The organism is Clostridium sp. UBA4395, assembly GCF_002390995.1.
GTDB lineage: Bacteria > Bacillota > Clostridia > Clostridiales > Clostridiaceae > Clostridium_J > Clostridium_J sulfidigenes.
This window is the reverse complement of the sequence record NZ_DGRF01000016.1, coordinates 17,174-34,781: the sequence shown is the minus strand read 5'-3', so window position 1 is coordinate 34,781 and position 17,608 is coordinate 17,174. Positions and strand designations below refer to the sequence as shown.

The 17,608-nt window shown below is 28.2% G+C and carries 17 protein-coding genes; 2 read left to right on the top strand and 15 right to left on the bottom strand.

Going from position 1 to position 17,608, the window contains the following annotated elements; all coding sequences use genetic code 11:
* Positions 1-5: 5 nt before the first annotated feature.
* From B2694_RS01135 to B2694_RS01115, 5 genes are all read right to left on the bottom strand, one after another.
* Positions 6-1,139 carry an ATP-binding protein gene (locus B2694_RS01135; protein WP_346884196.1) on the bottom strand — a complete coding sequence of 378 codons (1,134 nt, stop codon included), beginning with the start codon at positions 1,137-1,139 and terminating at the stop codon, positions 6-8.
* Between the two features lie 13 nt (positions 1,140-1,152).
* Complete coding sequence (locus B2694_RS01130) at positions 1,153-1,956, bottom strand: hypothetical protein (protein WP_346884195.1); 804 nt, start codon at positions 1,954-1,956, stop codon at positions 1,153-1,155.
* 237 nt (positions 1,957-2,193) lie between these two features.
* The gene (locus tag B2694_RS01125) at positions 2,194-3,423 is read right to left on the bottom strand and encodes a sensor histidine kinase (RefSeq protein WP_346884194.1); all 1,230 of its coding nucleotides are present in this window, start codon (positions 3,421-3,423) and stop codon (positions 2,194-2,196) included.
* A complete protein-coding gene (locus B2694_RS01120; protein ID WP_346884193.1) occupies positions 3,410-4,144 on the bottom strand; it encodes a LytTR family DNA-binding domain-containing protein in 735 nt (244 codons plus the stop codon). Before B2694_RS01120 ends, B2694_RS01125 begins: the two co-directional genes overlap by 14 nt.
* A 41-nt stretch (positions 4,145-4,185) precedes the next feature.
* Entirely contained in the window at positions 4,186-4,905 is a 720-nt protein-coding gene (locus B2694_RS01115; protein ID WP_346884192.1) for an accessory gene regulator B family protein, read from the bottom strand.
* Positions 4,906-5,278: 373 nt separating this feature from the next.
* Between B2694_RS01115 and B2694_RS01110 the strand changes: the two genes are divergently transcribed.
* Positions 5,279-5,461, top strand: a complete 183-nt coding sequence (locus B2694_RS01110) for a hypothetical protein (RefSeq protein ID WP_150845295.1) — start codon at positions 5,279-5,281, stop codon at positions 5,459-5,461.
* A 207-nt stretch (positions 5,462-5,668) separates the two neighbouring features.
* Here the strand turns inward: B2694_RS01110 and B2694_RS01105 are convergent, their stop codons facing one another.
* From B2694_RS01105 to B2694_RS01065, 9 genes are all read right to left on the bottom strand, one after another.
* Positions 5,669-6,985, bottom strand: coding sequence for an HAD hydrolase family protein (locus B2694_RS01105; protein WP_346884191.1), 1,317 nt, complete (start codon positions 6,983-6,985; stop codon positions 5,669-5,671).
* Between the two features lie 184 nt (positions 6,986-7,169).
* Positions 7,170-7,946, bottom strand: a complete 777-nt coding sequence (locus B2694_RS01100; protein ID WP_346884190.1) for an ABC transporter permease — start codon at positions 7,944-7,946, stop codon at positions 7,170-7,172.
* 4 nt (positions 7,947-7,950) lie between these two features.
* Complete coding sequence (locus tag B2694_RS01095) at positions 7,951-8,814, bottom strand: ABC transporter permease (RefSeq protein ID WP_346884189.1); 864 nt, start codon at positions 8,812-8,814, stop codon at positions 7,951-7,953.
* A complete protein-coding gene (locus B2694_RS01090; RefSeq protein ID WP_346884188.1) occupies positions 8,811-9,812 on the bottom strand; it encodes an ABC transporter ATP-binding protein in 1,002 nt (333 codons plus the stop codon). The genes B2694_RS01095 and B2694_RS01090 overlap by 4 nt, the downstream gene beginning before the upstream one ends.
* A 155-nt stretch (positions 9,813-9,967) precedes the next feature.
* Positions 9,968-11,326: an ABC transporter substrate-binding protein gene (locus tag B2694_RS01085; protein ID WP_346884187.1), complete on the bottom strand. Its 1,359-nt coding sequence runs from the start codon at positions 11,324-11,326 to the stop codon at positions 9,968-9,970.
* 61 nt (positions 11,327-11,387) lie between these two features.
* The gene (locus B2694_RS01080) at positions 11,388-12,233 is read right to left on the bottom strand and encodes a carbohydrate ABC transporter permease (RefSeq protein WP_346884186.1); all 846 of its coding nucleotides are present in this window, start codon (positions 12,231-12,233) and stop codon (positions 11,388-11,390) included.
* 2 nt (positions 12,234-12,235) lie between these two features.
* Positions 12,236-13,126 carry a sugar ABC transporter permease gene (locus B2694_RS01075; RefSeq protein WP_346884185.1) on the bottom strand — a complete coding sequence of 297 codons (891 nt, stop codon included), beginning with the start codon at positions 13,124-13,126 and terminating at the stop codon, positions 12,236-12,238.
* A 33-nt stretch (positions 13,127-13,159) separates the two neighbouring features.
* Positions 13,160-14,206 carry an ABC transporter ATP-binding protein gene (locus B2694_RS01070; RefSeq protein WP_346884184.1) on the bottom strand — a complete coding sequence of 349 codons (1,047 nt, stop codon included), beginning with the start codon at positions 14,204-14,206 and terminating at the stop codon, positions 13,160-13,162.
* A gap of 13 nt (positions 14,207-14,219) precedes the next feature.
* A complete protein-coding gene (locus B2694_RS01065) occupies positions 14,220-14,771 on the bottom strand; it encodes a CD3072 family TudS-related putative desulfidase (protein ID WP_346884183.1) in 552 nt (183 codons plus the stop codon).
* Positions 14,772-15,760: 989 nt separating this feature from the next.
* On the opposite strand from B2694_RS01065, the gene B2694_RS01060 reads away from it, so the two are divergent.
* Positions 15,761-16,642, top strand: a complete 882-nt coding sequence (locus tag B2694_RS01060) for a nitroreductase family protein (protein ID WP_346884182.1) — start codon at positions 15,761-15,763, stop codon at positions 16,640-16,642.
* Between the two features lie 71 nt (positions 16,643-16,713).
* Here the strand turns inward: B2694_RS01060 and B2694_RS01055 are convergent, their stop codons facing one another.
* On the bottom strand, positions 16,714-17,514 hold the full coding sequence (locus B2694_RS01055; RefSeq protein WP_346884181.1) for a MerR family transcriptional regulator: 801 nt from the start codon (positions 17,512-17,514) through the stop codon (positions 16,714-16,716).
* Positions 17,515-17,608: the final 94 nt, after the last annotated feature.

The window sequence follows — 17,608 nt, the reverse complement described above, 5'->3', positions numbered from 1 at the left end:
GCTATCTACCCTTTTATCTCAGTATAAGCCGCGAAGTAATTCTCTACAAAGTCTTCATTTTCTAATATGAAATTATATATTTTCTTTTGACTTTCTCTCATATCCTGCATAATTCCAATCATCAAATCTACTGGATAAAAGCTAAGAAACTCTACAAATCTATCTATAACTCTCTTTATAGCTGCTCCTTCTAGCTCTTCAACTTTGCTGCTAATATAATTTATCATATTACTACCTGTTAAATATAATCTAGTGTGGCTCTCATTGGATATTCTAAATTTAACCTGCTCTGATAAAACTTCTTCTTCAAATACTTCTTCTGGAGAAATTAAAGCAGTATTATCCGATTCCATAAAATCCATAAGCTGCTCTGCAATAACCCTTCCAAGATTCCCCCTTAAAACATTTAAAAATACTCTTCTTGGTATACTATCTTTATTTTCTTTATACAACTTATAACTTTTAGACACTCTTTCAAAGCTTCGTGGGGTAGCCTTTATATCATCTTCGTTAATACTGTGTAGATGCTCTGGAAAAGTAGATATGAATTCTATTACTTTTCTATCAACTTTATTTTCCGAAGCCCATTTAATCCAACCCTTTGCATCACTTTCCATGTTAAGCCAAACAAAGCGATTTTCTTGGGCAGCATCCATATCTACTACTTGATAATCAAAGTCTGAACCGTATTTACTGGATGGATTCATTGCAGCCAATATCTTTACTTTATCATGAAGCTTATATCCATTTATCTCTCTATTTAATATCAAATTCATAAGCTCTTGTTGTACACTATGCTCACACCTATTTATTTCATCTATAAATAAAAGTACATCTTTACCTTCTAAAATAAGATTATCTATTTCTCTAAGCTTTGTATGAATAGCATAGATAGTTATCTTTTTACTTACTACTCTTCCATGTTCATCTTTAATAGTATATTCTTCCACTGTAGGGAGTCCACCTATTTCACCCTCCTTTAAAAGATTTCCATCTATAACAACTAAACTCCATTCTCTTTGTCTCGCCAAAGTCTTTGCAAGAGCAGTCTTGCCTATTCCACTTTCTCCTACAATAAGAGGTACTTCATTAGTTTCTATTACAAGCTCTACACTTTTTAATGTATCATTAAAGTTCATTTGCATTATCCTCCTACATAATCTTTAGCTTTTCATCTATAGCAACTCTTTTTGCTCTACTACTTCCATACTTATGAATAAATATAATCTTATCCATAGAAATATTATTATACTTTTTATTTATACTTTCACAATTGATAAAATTTCTTACATACCTCTCTTCTATATCTTCACTAGATAATCTTTCTTTTAATACTCCTTCGAGCTCTTCTATAGAAATATCTTTTATAAGATACTTAATTACTAGTATATTTTCTTTTAAAAATTTTATCATCTTCTCTTTATCTAAATTATGAACAAACTTAATAGCAGCTTCATTATTTCTAATGGCAGATATCTCAGCTTTTTCACTAGGATTATTAATATACCTTAGGGCATCATAGCTAATATTTACAGCCGCTAGCTGCACCTCTTCACAAGGATTTTCTATATACTTAATAGAATCATAATTTTTCTCAATAGCCAACCTCTGAAGATGACAGCTAGGATTCTTTATATACTGAATAGCCCATCCCTTTTGTTCAATCCCTAGATTTACTAGTTCTTCACTAGGAGCATCTATATATTTTAAAGTATTCCAGCTTTCCTTTACTGCATACTCTTTCATTTCTAATGTAGGCTCATCTATAAATTCAATAGCATTTATATTACTCTTCAATGCTTTTATATTCATTTCATCTGTTGGATCTTTTATGTACTGTAAAGACATTCCATCCTTCTCTACGGCCAAAAGCTTCATTTCTTCTGTTGGGTTCTTTATAGTTTTTATAATAATTGGATTCCTCTTTACCATTTCTATAGCTCTATTATAATCCATAACCATATTCCTCCTAGGTTCATAGCACACATAAGACTTGTAAAAATCTCATAACTGCATAACCTTCACTAAACAACAACTTTATTAAGTAATAATAATTCTCCATTTAATTATATCATTTTATAGTATATTTAAAAGCACTTTTTTCAATAATTTTATTATAATTTCTTCAAGGTATAGATGATTATTTTCAAAAAAATAGATATCAAAATTAATTGATATCCATTTTTAAAGTTTTTAAATATGTATTTCAACAGAAAGCATGTCGTCGTCTGTTTCTATTAAAATATTACCTTTATTACCACTCACTATTTTTTGCACATTATATAGTCCATATCCCCTACTGGAACCCTTAGTTGAATATCCTTCTTTAAACATTGAAGATATATTTATTTTATTCATATCTTTTACAGTATTTTTTATAGTGATAATATATCTACCGTTAGTTGAATAATCTTCATCTATATATATCTCAACTAATTTATTTAAACTTTCCTTAGCTGCTTCTATAGCGTTATTTAATAAATTAGTTAATATAATTACCATATCTGATTGACTAATCTTTATATTATTCAAGCTATTTTTAATGTTACACTTTATATTTACATCGGCTTTTTCTGCTTCACAAATTTTACTATAAATAAGAGCTCTTAAAATTATATTATCTATTGCCATTAGTTTTGTTAAAGTATCTTTATAAGTTATATCTTCTATATACTTCTTTATTACTTTATTAACTTCATCATAATTTCCCACCTGAAGGGTTGAGTATATCACATTTAAATGATTTTTATATTCATGTTCACTAGCCCTTAACTTCTCAATATACTCATTTAAAATCAAATTATATTTATTTTGAATTTCTAATATTTCATTCTCCTTCATAATTTTATATATATCTCTACATAAAATCATAGTTATTATAATGAATACTAACAATGCTGAAAATAATCCAATTCTTAATCCACTGCCTATAAAATGACTATCATTTATAAATATTAATATAGTTAATATTAGAAATAAATTAACTATTCCTGTTATGATAATTTTAGTACTTATCTTAGGTATAGTTGAAATATTCACCTTAATATATTTGGTGAAATAATATATAGTACCTAAGGTAATTGTAAATACACCTACTAATGTTAAGGTTAAATTTATACTCTCTGTATTAATATCTAATATACCTACTATAATTCCAACAATACTTTCTGCTATCATTAAAACTAATAATGATATAGTTATCTTTATTAGTGATTTATAAAAAGTGTCATTATGTAAAAATTTATTTATGAATGCATATATTATAGTTAAAGCTCCTATAGTAACTACTGGTATTTTTATAACAATCCCAAAAACATATGCTAATATAATAGAAATTAAAACATTTTTAATATTAATTTTATCAAATAAAATATTGCAAATCATACCCAATGTAAACAACTCTAAAAAATTATTTATACTCATTTTCGTACCCTAAAATTTCAAATACTTTTTCACAGTAACTTATAGATAAGTCAATAATGTCACTAATGTTAACAAAATGCACTTTCCATAATTTAGTATACATCTTATCTATTCTTTTTATATATTTAGTGTTTACAATAAAGGATTTATGACATTGTACTATACTATTTGATTCAATCATACTTAAAAGCTTCCCTAGAGATAATTTTGCATAAATTACTCCATTCTTAACTGTTACAATTTTGCACTTCCTCGGTATATACTCAGCAAAAACTATATCATCATGATATAGTTTATAGGCTATTTTATTTTCTATAGTTATCATACTATACTTTCGATTGTCATTTTTCTTAACATTTTCTTTCATAAACACATCTATGATTCTTTTAATATCTTTTTTACTATAGGGTTTTATTAAGAAATCATAGCAGTGTATATTTTTAAATGCATCTACCATCTGATAACCTTGACTTGTTATAAATACTATTCCTTTTAATTCATAGCCTTCCATAGCTCTAATTTTTTTAGCTATATCTATCCCAGATCCATCTGGTAAGTTGATGTCAATAAAGAATAAGTCAACATTTTTTTCACTAATGACTTTTAATGACTCTTTAAATGAATGTGCTGTTAGGAGCTCCACATTATTATAGCTTTCTTTAATTAGGTTAGACAAATTATCACTTTGAATAATATCATCTTCTATTAACAATAATTGCATCTTCATCACCCCTAACAATTATAGCACATTTTAGATAATTATTACTTTCTTTTTTCTCTTAATTCTAATGGTAATTCAACTTCTCCCCAAAAGAATATAGAAGAAGATTTCAATGCTACTTCTCCTACTTCTATACTAGCATTAGTTAATACACCACTCATAAGTTTTCTTAAGTCGAATTTTTTCATTAACTTTTTCATTACAGATTTCCCCCTGTTATTCATATAATATTCATAAATCATATATGTTCCAAATAATAATACAAGATTTATGTACACAGAATCATTTACTACTCTTACTAAAGTATATGTAAATAAATATATGAAGCTTGTCTTTAATTTTAATTTTAAAATTACCTTCGGAGCTTCTATTTCTTTAATCTTAGTTCTATATTTAGCAGTAAAAATTGTAGCTATAACAGATACTAATATTAAAATTCTTATGAATCTTGGTATTATTATTATAGAAGATAAAAAATACATACTTAAATATATTCCTGTAGTCTTTATAAAGCATCTTGCAAAGCTTTTACAATGCCCACCTCCAAGTTTAGTTCTAACCCCTAAAATTAATACTGTAATTATGAAAAATTCAGGTAATCTTTTAAGTATAATAGATATTAAAAGTATTATAAAGAATTTAATCCCTTCACTTATAAAAATCTCTACCCCATATCTAATTCTATCAAGATAATATATATCTTCTATATTAGATTCTGTGGCAATAAAATTCACAATTTTTTTTACTAAAATACTAATCATAAAATCCCTTCTTAATTTCAAGTTTTAACAAAATTATACACCATTGCTATATGTTTTATTTGGAATTTTCATGAAATTACTTATTTCATACCTAAAATTCCTTATTTTTCACACTTAAACTTTATTTTACATTGATTCTTAACTTACATGTTCGATATTTAACCTTTCGTTCCAAAAACCACACTACAAGATTATTTTAAGCTATAATCATATATGAATAACACACTTATATAGAGGTGGTTTAATTACAACACCAGTAAAATATTAATAGAAATAATAATCTTAAATTCCTTTCATTAATATACATAAAGCACCTCTATATTAATTTTATACTAAACTTATATTTAGAATCTTTTATTGTGAGGTGCTTCTGATGAAATCTATCAGAAAAGATTTAAAATTAGATTTGATAGCTTCTATTATAGCTATATTGATTTTCTTATTTTCAGTACCTAGATTAATAAAGACATCTGACCCTACTACCATTGCATTTTTAGGTATTTGTGTATTACTACTCCTTATATGTAACTTGCGTAAAATTCATAGTAATAATTAGGTTATTATTATAATAATTTATATTCAATAATTTAACTTAATATATGTAATTAACCAATTTAATTGTAATTGTGACTATAGAGTGTAAAGTCAATGTCCCCTATATAAAAAAGAAAACACAGTAAAGTTTCTAATCTTTTAGTACTTTACCGTGTTTTCCTTTTGTCCATAAATAAAAGCAATTACGCTTTAAATTTAATATATTAGTTTAATAATTAATTACTTTTGAATAAAATATTTTTTTAATAGTCTTTACTACAGAATCACTTTCACTATCCCCTATGATTTGTAAATTATTTTCTTTAACTTTAATAGATGCATTTTCTACTACATATCCTTCATCCGCTACTTCAAGCATAGAACTATCCTGTTCCACACCAGCAAATACAACTACTTTTTCACTTTTAATCATCTCTCTTAACTTTCTCAAAGCGCTTCCTCTAGATGTTTTACCACTATAAACTTTTAAAATATAGTAATCTTCGTTATATCTTTCATATATAACCTTGATGTCTTTATAATCCCTACATCCTTTAAGCCTATTATGTAGTATTTCTATTTTATCTATCTTGTTAATAACCATGATGCAAATTACATCTAGCCCTTGTGGTAGTTTACTATATATATAATTTTTTAATGGAAGTACTTTCTCTAAATTATAAAATCTCTTTTCTTCTTCATTAGTAAAATTACCATAATAAATGTGCATCACATCATTAATTATGGTATGAGTAAAGGTGTTTATAGATAACTCATCACATACATTTAAAATTCTTTCTGCTATTTCATTATTTATTCCTTCATGGTAAACATAGCTTTTCTCATTAAAATCATATATTGCTGCTCCATTCATTGTAATTACTGGTAACTTAATATCCATACTACTAACTATAGGTGCTACAGTTTCTGGAGTTTTATCTGTTACTAATGTCACTAGTGCTCCTTCTTCTATCATTTCCTTTAGTTTTACCTTAGTATAGGCACTAACTTGATTTTTAGAATCCATTAAAGTATTTGTTAGTGTACTTACAAACAAAATTTTAGTATTTCTCTTCTTAGGTAACCTCATAGCATTGACCCCTAACGCTACAAAAATCCCAATTAAAGTGTCTATAATTCTATTAATAGTAAATGCATAAGGAACTACATCATCTCCATGATTTATAGCCACACTTAAAAATACTACACAACTAATATAAGATGCTGTTTGTCTTTCAAGTAATATTGTAGTATATATCAAAGGTATGATAGCTACAGATGTTAATAGATATCTTAGTTGTGGCATAGTTTCAGGTATAAATCTTCTTTCTAATAATAACACTATCACTCCAAAGACCCCTCCAATTAAAGTCCCAATGGTACGATTTAAACCAACCTGCTTAGTGCTCTCCACACCTTGTTGCATGCATAAAATTGCCGCTATTGCTGAATAGAATGGCATTCCTGTGCCTCTTACTAAATATATTAAAAAACATATAAAGACTGCCACTGCTGATTTTATAATTCTCATTCCTATCCTTGGCATTAAAATCCCCTTCTTTAACTAATAATTTATAATACATTATATCATGAGTATTTGTAACTTTTTATATTTAAACGTATTCTAATTTTACATATAAATATTCAAATATTTTTTAAAAGCACACTATTTTTAATTAAGCTTTTATTTATATATTCACTTCATATTTATATTTTTATACTATGGATTATTAAGATCCTGTAGATTTATAGTTTTTAACTCCAAATTTCCATATTCTATAGCTTAAAAGCAAAAATAGAAGAGTGTATAGTGGTGTTAAAGCTAATTCTATATTCTCTGCTTTATCTAATAAGTAAAGTAAGGGATAATATTGTACACAAGCTAAAGGTATAATATATGTGAAAATTTTCAATATAGTATTTCCATAAATCTTTACTGGATATTTACCAAATTCTCTTCCTCCATCAGTAAAAATATTAATAAACTCTAATCCTTCTATAGTAAAAAAACATAATGCAGCATATATTATATATAACCCCATGAATATAAATACTCCCCCTAATATCATTCCAACATAAACAAGTACTTTATCTAAAGTCCATAACACTACACCTGTTGACACTGAATAAATCATAACTAGAAATGCCTGTACAAGTTTTCCCAAAGAAGTGAATTCTATAGTTGATACAAACACAAGAAAAAGTTCATTACAAGGTCGAATCATAATCCGATCAAATTGCCCATTAGATATTGTTGTAGGAAAGGTTTTAAAGCCATAGGCAAAACATTCTGCAATAGCATACGCTATTAAAACTACAGAATAACATACAAGTACTTCTTCAAAAGTAAATCCTTGTACATTATCAAAAATAGCAAATAAATAATATAATCCTAAGAAAGATGAGAAGGAAATAAAGAATTGCCCTAAGGTGGTCAGTATAAAAGAAACCTTATACTCCATAGCACTTTTTAAGTGCATAGATATAAACTTTAAATATAACTTCATTTCATTAACCTCCTTGCACTATAGATCTATGAATTGCTCTCTTCATAAGATATTTTCCTAATATAATAAGTAATACTAACCAAAACAATTGTAACAGAATACTACCTACTATATCACTACCATGGATATTTCCACTATAGATACGAAATGGTGTGTTCTGCATAGATGCAAAGGGCAGTAATTCTACTACCTTACGGATTGAATCAGGTAAAAATGGAAGTGGAATAATTCCTCCTGATAGAAATTCCATTAAAGATAGTGCCACCACTCGAACTCCTATAGGCGATAATGTGAAAAATGTAATAACATAAATTAGCATAGAAAATGCTAAAACTACTCCAAAACCTAAAATCATTGATATTAAAAACGCAACTGCTACATCTAAATTAATCTGTATACTTAAACTATAAGGTTTAGGCAAAAGAATTGCTGTAGCGCTAATTGGTACGCATCTTAGTACAGTCTTAGAAAATCTACTAGATAGACTCTTCAAGTACCACATATTATATAAATCTAAAGGTCTGCATAGTTCATAAGCTATTCCTCCTGAAATAATAGACTCTAAAATATCCGAATCTAGAAACCAAGTCATAAACAGATTCATAAAAGCTTGCTGTAACCAAAAGTAAGAAGACAGTTGTGATAAACCCATAGGAAATGCTTCTGGACTAGAAATATAGAAGGCTCTATATAATAATATCTGCATTAATCCCCATGTAAACTGCGTAATAATACCTGCTAGTGCAGCAGCTCGGTATTGAATATCACAGTTAAATCGAATCTTTAAAAATGAAATATAAACTTTACTTTTTTTAAGTCTATATTTCAATTTCACATTAAGGAAATCATTTAAATTATTAATTATCATACTTCATATTCCTTATATAAGGATAAAACTATTTCCTCTGCACTTGTTCCTAATATAGAAATATCTATAATATTTAGTTTACTACATAAAAAACTAATAGCCTTAGAAACAGTTGTTACTTCTGTGTTTACAGTAAATCTTAATCTTCCTTGAATATGTTGTACTATCTGAATCCCTTTCATTTCTAACTCGAACTTTTCTAAAAGTTGTGCTAATGAAATTACTCCATCATAGTACACCTCAATCTTTTTATTTTGGGAATACCTTTGCTTTAACATATCCATAGTTCCATCCAAAAGAATTCTCCCCTTACCAATAAATAAAATACGATTAGTTATAGCTTCAATATCTTGCATATCATGGGTTGTTAATATAATAGTAGTTTTATACTCTTTATTAATATCTGAAATGAAATTTCTAACTGCAATTTTAGATACTGCATCTAATCCAATGGTAGGTTCATCTAAAAACAATGTTTTAGGATTATGTAATAAAGATGCTCCAATTTCGCATCTCATGCGTTGACCTAATGATAACTGTCTTGCAGGAATCTTTATTAAATCACCAATATCAAGTAACTCTGAAAGCTCTCTAATTCTTTTATAATATTGACTAACATCAATATTATATATATCCTTCAACAACATAAATGAATCTTCTATGGGCACATCCCACCATAATTGTGACCGTTGTCCAAATACTACACCTATTTCTCTTACATGGCTTACCCTATCCTTCCAAGGAGTTCTACCATTTATTATGCAACTTCCACTATCTGGTGTTAATATACCACTCATGATTTTAATAGTGCTACTTTTACCTGCTCCATTGGGTCCAATATATCCTACCATTTCTCCATCACTAATATTAAATGATATATCTTGTAATGCATGAACTGTATGATAGTCTTTATGGAATAATGCCTTAGCTGCAGCTTTTAATCCTGTATCTCTTTTTGCTATACGGTATTCTTTATTGATATGTAATAACGAGATCATAATATCCCTCCTAAAAAAGTTTTAAAGGATAACATAACATTTTTTCAATAAAAAAGCAATATAAAGAGCTATCCCTATATAAGTCCTATTTAATACTAAGCCTTATATGGATAGCTCCTTTTCTATTTATATTTATTTTGGTATACTGGAAAAATCTAATTACTTGCAGCTTTTTCCATAGCTTCTTTACCATTATCTTGTGCATCTTTTAATGCATCTTCAATAGATTTTTCTCCACTAAATACTAAGTCTAATTGTTTTCCAAGTTCATCTAATGCATTAATACCACCTATATTTCTTGTACCTTGGAAACCTTTGTCCATACAATCAAAAGAAAGTTGCTTGATAGGTTTTTCTGATAACACTGCTTTAAATACAGGATCTTCTTTAGCGGATTTTCTTACTGGAATATAACCTGTTTCAGCTGCAAAATAAGCTGTATTTTCTGTACTAGTTAAGAACTTTATATATTCCCAAGCTGCTTGTTTTTGCATATCTGTAGCTTTATTAAATACTGCAACATTTGTACCATAGTATAATTGATCATCTGTAATATTTCCTGGTAATGCTGCTGCATCAATTTTAATACCTTCAATTGTACCTTCATCTATATAAGGAAGTGCTGATGTAGAAGCTACACACATTGCTGCACGTCCATCTTGTAATGGCACATTGGCATTTGAATCATCTCCTGCTAAACGAGCTATTTTATCTTGCATCATACTATTTAAAAATTCTACAGCTGTTTTTGTTTCTGGTGTATCAAAATATAATTCATTCGTTTCTTCATTCATTGTTGCTCCACCAGCTTGTTTTAACCATGGTGCTATATCTGTAGAAAGGTTATTTGCAAATACACAACCATATACCTCTGGTTCTCCGTCACCATTCTCATCTACCGTAAGCTTTTTAGCCGCACTTTTCCATTCTTCCCAATTCGTTGGAATCTTAACGTCTGCTTTTTCAAACATCTCGACATTGTAGTATAGTACCATTTGACTCTTATTAAAAGGCATAGCAAATTGTTTATCATTCCAAATACCATCTTCTAAAAACATTTCAGGAATATCAGAATAATCTTCCTTTGTAAAACCTGTTTCAGCATCTCCCATATAAGGTTTTAAATCTGTTACTAAATTCTTAGAAACGTACCATGAAAGACGATTTGAATAAACTTGTGAAATTGTAGGCATTTGCCCTGACTTTGCTGATGCCATTAATTTATCAAATAACTCCAAATAATTACCTTGATTCTCCAATTTTACAGTAACATTTTTATTCTGTGACATAAAATTATCTGTAATTTTTTGAATTGCCTCTTCATTAGCACCACTCATAGCATGCCAAAATGTAATTTCCACAGGCTCAGTTACTTTTGTTTTAGATGATGTTGACTCTACCTTAGTTTCATCTGACTCTTTAGGCGCCTCTGCTGCCTTCTTGGAACAACCAACCATAGCTATTGCCATAACTGTTGCTGCTAACAATAGTGCTAATAATTTTTTCTTTTTCATTATGTAATCCCCCTCTTTTAATTAAAAATATTTTTAATTTATTTAGTATTTAAAATAAATCCTATCCTTTTAAACCGGATTTACTAACACCCTTTATTATATACTTTTGTGTAAATAAATATAAAATAATGATTGGTGTTATCATAAGTACAGAAAAAGCCATTAATATGTTGTACCTGGTTCCTGCTTCTGTTGAAAAAGCAGCTAAACCAACAGGTAAAGTACGCATTTCTTTAGTATTCGTTGTAATTAATGGCCACATATAAGAATTCCAGCTATTAATAAATTTTAATATAGTTATAGATACTAAGGTTGGCATAGATACTGGAATTAACACTGTAAAAAGATAGCAAAGGTCTGAACAACCATCCATTTTAGCTGATTTATAATAAGAATATGGTACTGTTGAAAACTGTTGTGTCAATAAAAATATTGAAAAAATACTAGCACACCATGGAAGAATTAACGCTTTATAACTATTAATCCATCCTAAGCTACTCAATGTTACATAGTTAGGTATAATTAAGATTTCACCTGGCACCATCATCGTTGCTATTAAAATAATAAATATAGTATTTTTAAATTTAAATGGTATATACACAAATGCATAGGCAGCTAATATCGTTGTAATTAACTCACCTGCTGTAACACAGATAGCTACAAAAGCGCTATTAAATAAGTATTTTTCAAAGGGTACATCATTTAATGCTTCCTTAAAATTTTCCCATTTTAATTCAGATGGAATCCACTTAGGTGGCATAGATAAGACTTCATTAGCAGGCTTTACTGCCGTTAGTAACATCCAAATAAAAGGCATAATCACCCATATGATTCCAACAATCAAGATGGAATAAGACAAGATACTTGCTATGGATATGTTCTCCTTTTTTAACTTAATAGGCTTCATATCTAATCCTCCTTCATTGATTTTGAAAACACAAATTGAATAATAGTTAGTACTAATATTATAATAAACAAAATAAAAGCCGCTGCCGCTGCATCAGCAAACTCCCAGTGCCTATAGAATTTATCAAAAATGTAATAAACAATAGTTAATCCACTTTGTAATGGTCCGGGTTTTTGATTATATAAAATATATACCTCATCAAATATCTTAAAAGAAGCAATAATAGATGTAATGGATAAAAATATCAAAGTAGGCTTTATTATTGGAAGCGTTATATTCCATATTATACGTAATTTAGAGGCCCCATCTATCTTTCCTGCTAACTCATAACGCTTATCAACTCCCTGTAGAGCTGCTAAAATAATGATAATTTTATATCCAAGCCCCTTCCATATACTAAGAGCCACTAATATAGGTATAGTCATTTTCGAATCTGTAAGCCAGCTTACATTTGCCATACCAAATACACTTAAAAATGCATTTGCAAGTCCATAATCCTTATTTAATATCCACCTCCATACAATAGAAACTGCTGTAGTTGATGTAACAAATGGCAAAAAATATGAACTAAGAAAAAATTTCTTAAATCTAATATTAGAATTCAATATTAATGCAATGACTAAAGCTACAATAATCCCAAGGGGTGCAGCAAAAAGTGCAAAAACACATGTATTTTTAAGTGCTAAATGAAACTCTGGGTCCTTTAATACATAGATAAAATTATCTAGTCCTCTTTCATATACTACTCCTGTCAAATAATCGAATTTTGTATAAAACCCCATAATAAAAGACTTAAAAATGGGATAAAACTGAAATACTCCAATTACAGTTAATGCTGGTAAAAGATAAAGAAGTGCTCTCATATTATTATTTTTCAAGTTAATTTTTTTCATAAGTACACCTATCTTTCAATGAATATATTAGTTCTATTCTTCAAATAAATGTATTAGCTTAATTTTAAAGTATACATAATCATCAATATTGTAATTATTGTCCCAACTTACACAAGCTGTTAATATTATATTATCTACTGAAACTTTAATATGAACCTCTTTTCCAAGGGTTTGAATACTTATAATCTTTCCACATATACCTTCTTGGCTTTCAGATAGTACTAAATCCTCTGGGCGAATTCCTAATATCAAATTACCATTGTCACAACTTTTGGAATTATGTATATTGTCTACTTGTACTAATATATTTCTATCCCTTGAAACTATAAAAATTTTATCATTTTCTAAAATACCATTTACAAAATTCATTGTTGGATTTCCTAAAAAACCTGCTACAAAGCGATTTTGGGGGTTCATATACATCTTTTTAGGTGATGAATATTGTTGTAGATTTCCCTTGTTTAACAGTAATATTTTATCTGAAATACAAAGGGCCTCCTCTTGATCATGGGTAACGAAGATGGTTGTAATCTGTAATTTTCTTTGCAAATTACGAATTTCATCTCTAAGCTCTATACGAAGTTTAGCATCTAAATTTGATAGTGGCTCGTCCAGTAACAATATTTTAGGATCTTTAACCAAAGCTCTAGCAATTGCTACACGCTGTTGTTGTCCTCCTGATAGTTTAGAAGGTTTACGATTTAACAATTCATTTATTTGTAAAATATCTGCAATTTCTTTAACCTTCCTCACTCTGTCTTTTTTCTTCCACTTACGCATCTTTAGGGGAAAACCTATATTTTCCATAACAGACATATGAGGATAAAGTGCATAATCTTGAAATACCATCCCAATATCTCTATTTTCTGCTTCTACTTCGTTTACATTTATTCCATCAAAATATATATTCCCATGGGTTGGTTTATCCAAACCTGCAATCATAGATAATGTAGTACTTTTTCCACATCCACTAGGTCCTAGAAGACATACTAAGGCTCCATCTTCAATGTGAACATTTAACTTATTTACTGCTAATACATCCTTATATTGCTTTGATATATTTTCTAACTGTATCTTCATGGCTTTATACCTCTTAATCAACTTTAATTATTTTCTCAAGTGCTTCCTTTAACCCCACTATATTTAAAGCTATGTCATTTTCTTTTAACATCTCTGTTAGTACTTCCATAAAAACACCCTTTTCTTCCTTAACATGAACTGTTTTTATTACTTTATCAAGATTATCTCTACCAGAAAACTCTCCTCCCCATTGGCCACAACATGTAGTATTCACACCACAGCTTGGACTTCCATCTATTCCAACAATGCCAAGAACCTGAAATTTATCTTTTTCATTTATATATTCCCTTATTTGTAATACAAATGGTTCTAATATTCTTTTACAGTTATCTCTAAAAAAAGGGTTATTAAACTGCTCTTTAGTATGTCCCCACCGATTAGCTCCATATAAACTAAATTCTGGACAAGGTAGCTGAATGAAGTGTATATCTTTTGCAATCCCTTCGCATAAAAAGTTCTTCCTTGCTATTTCTTCTTCAGTAATTACCTTTTTACTATGATATACAACCTTTGATGCTGTATTTAATACACAATGACTTACAAAAACAATTTTCTTTTTATCCATATTTATCCTCACTATATATTTTTGTTAAATTCTATTATTTATCATTAAATTTCAATATAACATAGATTATAATAATTTAAAAATTTTAAATTTCTATGATTATCTTACATCTATTTAAAATTTCTATATATATTCTATGATTGTAAATATTTTTAATATTTTAAAGTTTACATACACAATTCATATTGACATTTTTCATGTTTTACATATATAATTATTCCAATTATATGGAATTTGTTGTCATTACCTTTATAAAATAAGTATAAATATAAATATAGGATTTTAAGGGGGAGAGACTCATGTTAGAATTTTTTAAACTCATACCTATAATTATTATGATTATATTTCTTTGCTTGGGAATTGGTGTCTTTCTACTTATTAATAAGATATTTAAATGACGTATTTATCTAAGTTTTGATTTGACTTTTATAATGAATAAAGTTATATCTTATTAGATAATATACATATATAAACTTAATAGGAGGTTCATAAATGAATAGCTTAAATTCTAAAGAAGACCTTTTAAAACTAATTAATACTACTGATTTACTTTTATGCTTCTTTACTGGAAAATGTTTTTGAGGAAATGATGACCTGCTTTGTAAAGTAGATGACTTGCTTACTAATTATCCTAAGGTTAAATCTATAAAAATTAGTATTGATGAATTCCCTTCCTTGTGTGCAGAATTTTCAATTTTTATATCACCTACAATTTTACTTTTTACTCAAGGAAAAGAGACCCTGAGAGAATCTAGATTCATTGTCTTTAATGAGTTAGATAAAAATATAAATAGATATTATAGTTTAATATTTTAATAATATTATTTTCAACCTTTTAGTAATTTATATAATAACTAAAGGTATTTTTTATATCTTCATTTAAAATAATTATTAAAATTATTTTATATTTGTATAAACTTACTTGACTCTATAGTCCCTATAGGGTTTAACCTTTGAAATATAAAATATTGAATTTAGGAGATGATTTTATGAATACGGAATATTTAAATGATACTATCAAATTATTATGTGAACGTGCAAGTTGCCGAAGCTTTGTAGATAAGAAAATTCCTGACGAACTATTAAATGAGATTATATCTTGCGGCTTACATGCTGCTACTGGAGGAAATCTTCAACCTTACTCTATAATAAAGATAACTGATGACAAGACTAAGGAACGTTTAGTTAATGAATGCGATATGCAATCACTAGTTAAAAATGCACCTGTTAATCTTCTATTCTGTATTGACTGGAGAAGAATTCAACGTTGGTGTGAAGCCTCTGATGCTCCTTTTGTAGCTACCAAGAGTTATAGACATTTTTGGATTGCTCTTCAAGATACAATAATATGTGCTCAAAATATTTGTACTGCTGCTGATTCTGTAGGTTTAGGTTCTGTATATATAGGCACAGTAGAAAGTTGTTTTATGGAATTAAAATCTATATTTAATATTCCAGAAGGCGTATTCCCTGTAGTTCTTTTAAGTATTGGATATCCAAATCAACCTTTAATTCCTGCTCCAAAGTTAGGCGTAGAAGCCATAGTTCATGAGGAAAGCTATAAAGACTTAACTATAGACACTTTAGTAAATCTACAAAATGAAAAATACAATTCTAAAAAATTTCCCCTTAGTCCAACTAATATGGCATCAATGAAAGAAGTGACTTTAGATATAGGTGGAGAAGATTACAGTAATAAGATTATTACATCTATAGAACAGCAAGGGTATATTAATATGGCCCAAAGATACTTTGGTCTTCACTATAAAGCAAATTGGTCTTGTATAGGAAATAAGAATTTTTTAGAAGCTCTTAAGGCATATGGATTTACATGGATTATGGGAGAGGACTTTCCTACTGCTGACAAATAAATTTTAAAATTAAAGGATATAATTAGTCAATAAACTACCAATTATATCCTTTAAATATTTCACCATAATTACTATTTCAATAATAGCTGAATCCGTCTCACCCATTCTTCATTATTATCAGATATGTTTGGCCCTATAATCAATTCTTCTATACCGATTCCTTGTAATTCCATTTTAGAAGATTTTATATATTTTAATAAACTATCATAACTTTCTTTTAAACTGTCTAGACTGCCTATATGGTCAATGACTCCATAGACCCCTTCTTTTAATGTGTATTTATTCTTAGAATCATTTAGCTTTTCTTCTTTGCTAAGAGCCAAATAACTCTTAAGATGAGTTTCTTCTTTATCATTAATATTTATTAACCTTGACGGCTTAAACATAACTTCTACACTAATACTACAATTTCTATCAAAACTTACCAAAGACCTTATTACATTATCTATAGTGCTATTTTCATTTACGTCTATTAAATATCCTTCCCTTCTTTCTAATACCATAATTCTCGGCTCTGTAGAATAATTTCCTTCCCTTAAATCATTTATATTTTTTAATTGCTCTTCTACATAACAAGAAACTTTTTTTAAGTTCTCTATGTTTTCATCAATTACATTTTTCAAATTATTAAACAATTTTTCTGTTTCACATATATCTCCACTTAAAACCTTCATAATTTCACTAAGAGATAATCCCGTAGACTGTAATGCTTTTATTTTCCACAATCTCTGACTAGAAGTACTATCATAATATCGATAACCTGACTTAGAATCTACTTCTACAGGAACTAATAATCCAATATTATGGTAGTATCTTAAAGTTTGTATGTTTATATTATGTAGTTTAGCCATTTCACCTATACTAAATTTCACTTCGTTTTCACCTCATATATTAAATAAAATTAAGTTTAATATTATAATAAAACAGGAGACACATTATGTCTCCTGTTTTTATACTACTGTAAAA

Excerpts from the sequence above, each read along its gene's own strand:
- B2694_RS01135 (WP_346884196.1), bottom strand. The coding sequence starts at position 1,139 with ATGAACTTTAATGATACATTAAAAAGTGTAGAGCTTGTAATAGAAACT.
- B2694_RS01130 (WP_346884195.1), bottom strand. The coding sequence starts at position 1,956 with ATGGATTATAATAGAGCTATAGAAATGGTAAAGAGGAATCCAATTATT.
- B2694_RS01125 (WP_346884194.1), bottom strand. The coding sequence starts at position 3,423 with ATGAGTATAAATAATTTTTTAGAGTTGTTTACATTGGGTATGATTTGC.
- B2694_RS01120 (WP_346884193.1), bottom strand. The coding sequence starts at position 4,144 with ATGCAATTATTGTTAATAGAAGATGATATTATTCAAAGTGATAATTTG.
- B2694_RS01115 (WP_346884192.1), bottom strand. The coding sequence starts at position 4,905 with ATGATTAGTATTTTAGTAAAAAAAATTGTGAATTTTATTGCCACAGAA.
- B2694_RS01110 (WP_150845295.1), top strand. The coding sequence starts at position 5,279 with ATGAAATCTATCAGAAAAGATTTAAAATTAGATTTGATAGCTTCTATT.
- B2694_RS01105 (WP_346884191.1), bottom strand. The coding sequence starts at position 6,985 with ATGCCAAGGATAGGAATGAGAATTATAAAATCAGCAGTGGCAGTCTTT.
- B2694_RS01100 (WP_346884190.1), bottom strand. The coding sequence starts at position 7,946 with ATGAAGTTATATTTAAAGTTTATATCTATGCACTTAAAAAGTGCTATG.
- B2694_RS01095 (WP_346884189.1), bottom strand. The coding sequence starts at position 8,814 with ATGATAATTAATAATTTAAATGATTTCCTTAATGTGAAATTGAAATAT.
- B2694_RS01090 (WP_346884188.1), bottom strand. The coding sequence starts at position 9,812 with ATGATCTCGTTATTACATATCAATAAAGAATACCGTATAGCAAAAAGA.
- B2694_RS01085 (WP_346884187.1), bottom strand. The coding sequence starts at position 11,326 with ATGAAAAAGAAAAAATTATTAGCACTATTGTTAGCAGCAACAGTTATG.
- B2694_RS01080 (WP_346884186.1), bottom strand. The coding sequence starts at position 12,233 with ATGAAGCCTATTAAGTTAAAAAAGGAGAACATATCCATAGCAAGTATC.
- B2694_RS01075 (WP_346884185.1), bottom strand. The coding sequence starts at position 13,126 with ATGAAAAAAATTAACTTGAAAAATAATAATATGAGAGCACTTCTTTAT.
- B2694_RS01070 (WP_346884184.1), bottom strand. The coding sequence starts at position 14,206 with ATGAAGATACAGTTAGAAAATATATCAAAGCAATATAAGGATGTATTA.
- B2694_RS01065 (WP_346884183.1), bottom strand. The coding sequence starts at position 14,771 with ATGGATAAAAAGAAAATTGTTTTTGTAAGTCATTGTGTATTAAATACA.
- B2694_RS01060 (WP_346884182.1), top strand. The coding sequence starts at position 15,761 with ATGAATACGGAATATTTAAATGATACTATCAAATTATTATGTGAACGT.